Source organism: Fulvivirga aurantia (assembly GCF_009711475.1).
Taxonomy (GTDB): domain Bacteria; phylum Bacteroidota; class Bacteroidia; order Cytophagales; family Cyclobacteriaceae; genus Fulvivirga; species Fulvivirga aurantia.
In genome coordinates this window covers 1-1,413 of sequence record NZ_SMMD01000267.1, presented here as the reverse complement: position 1 = coordinate 1,413, position 1,413 = coordinate 1, and the positions used below count along the sequence as shown (strand labels likewise).

Here is a 1,413-nt window from a genome sequence, read left to right as displayed (position 1 = left end):
TCAGAGTTGTTTATCTGATTAAAATAAGCTTCAGAAATATTTGTATGCTGTTTGGTATCTATCCACCCTTCATAGCTATCAAAATGAATTTTGATTTTTAGCCACTTCTTGTTATCAGACACCTCAAGTATTTCATAATGATCCCCAAAAAGTAGTTGAGTAACCATTTGTGCTTTGTCGCTTGCTGTTTCCCTTACGGGTACAATACCAAGCCTACAAACTCCCTTTGCGCCAACCTCCATAAAACTAAAACTTGATTCTTTCGAGTTCTCTTTTCATATCTTTCTCCTTGATACTGTCTCTCTTATCATGGAGCTTCTTACCTTTTGCCAGTGCAATTTCGACCTTAGCAAAACCTCTTTTGTTAATGTAAAGTCGGCTGGGTATCAGGGTAAGCCCTTTTTCATCAAGCTTACTTTTTATTTTCACAAGCTCCCTTTTGTGTAAAAGCAACTTGCGCTCACGGGTAGACTCATGATTGTAAAAAGAACTCTGAGAATATGGCGATATATGGATACCCTTTAGAATGAGCTCACCCTTGTTAAAAAAGCAATATCCATCCAGAAGGTTTACCTTACCCTCTCTAATTGATTTTATCTCTGTACCCTTAAGCACTATGCCAGCTTCATAAGTATCTACAAACTCATACTCATGCCTTGCCTTACGGTTCTTAATATGTACATCATTCGAAAACCTGCTCTTATCCTTCGCCATTACTTAAATGTAGAAAATATCTTTTTTATCTTATCCTTTTTCAAAACCTTTTGGCCGGTAACTCCTGTAGCAACAAGGCGACCATTTACGCTCGCCTCATAATTACAGATTAGCTCATTATTTTCAAAACTTTCGACCTCGGCCTTAATTGTTACTTTTTCTTTAACAAAAGCCGGGCCTTTATGTCTAATATTTAATTGTGACCCTATCCCCTCTTCGTCTTCATCGGTAATGTCTAAAACAAAAAGCCTGGTGGCCCACTCAATTTCTCGTGCTAATACAAAGGTAGAACATACCGGATGCACTACCTCCCCATGAAAAGCGGCAACATCCTGCTCACTCACCTCAAACGTATACTGCTTTTTATCTCCTTTTTTAAGTAGCTTTCTCACAACTCTGAAGTACCAAATTTCATCCTGGCCATGGGACTCACATCGAGGCCTACAAATTTTTGCTGCAAGAAATGATAATGCGCTGCCATAGCCACCATGCCGGCATTATCAGTACAGTATTGAAAATCAGGCACATAAACCTTCCACTGCTTCTCTTCAGCCAGTTTTTTAAGAGACGCTCTAAGCCCACTGTTTGCAGATACACCTCCAGCTATGGCTATCTCATTGATGCCTGTTTCACGACTGGCACGTTTTAATTTTTGAAGTAACATTCTTACCAAACTATGCTGCAGGCTGGCACAAATAT

The 1,413-nt window shown here is 39.3% G+C and carries 4 protein-coding genes; all 4 read right to left on the bottom strand.

Features of this window, described 5'->3' with window-relative positions; all coding sequences use genetic code 11:
* Positions 1-242: SH3 domain-containing protein (locus E1176_RS01035; protein WP_155208732.1), on the bottom strand; the 242-nt coding region annotated here is incomplete at its 3' end.
* A gap of 4 nt (positions 243-246) precedes the next feature.
* Complete coding sequence (smpB, locus tag E1176_RS01030; protein WP_155208731.1) at positions 247-714, bottom strand: SsrA-binding protein SmpB; 468 nt, start codon at positions 712-714, stop codon at positions 247-249.
* On the bottom strand, positions 714-1,106 hold the full coding sequence (locus tag E1176_RS01025; protein ID WP_185152521.1) for a thioesterase family protein: 393 nt from the start codon (positions 1,104-1,106) through the stop codon (positions 714-716). Before E1176_RS01025 ends, smpB begins: the two co-directional genes overlap by 1 nt.
* Positions 1,103-1,413, bottom strand: a 311-nt coding sequence (locus E1176_RS01020; RefSeq protein ID WP_484494452.1) for a Kae1-like domain-containing protein, incomplete at its 5' end; no start/stop codon positions are given. The genes E1176_RS01025 and E1176_RS01020, both read right to left, overlap by 4 nt.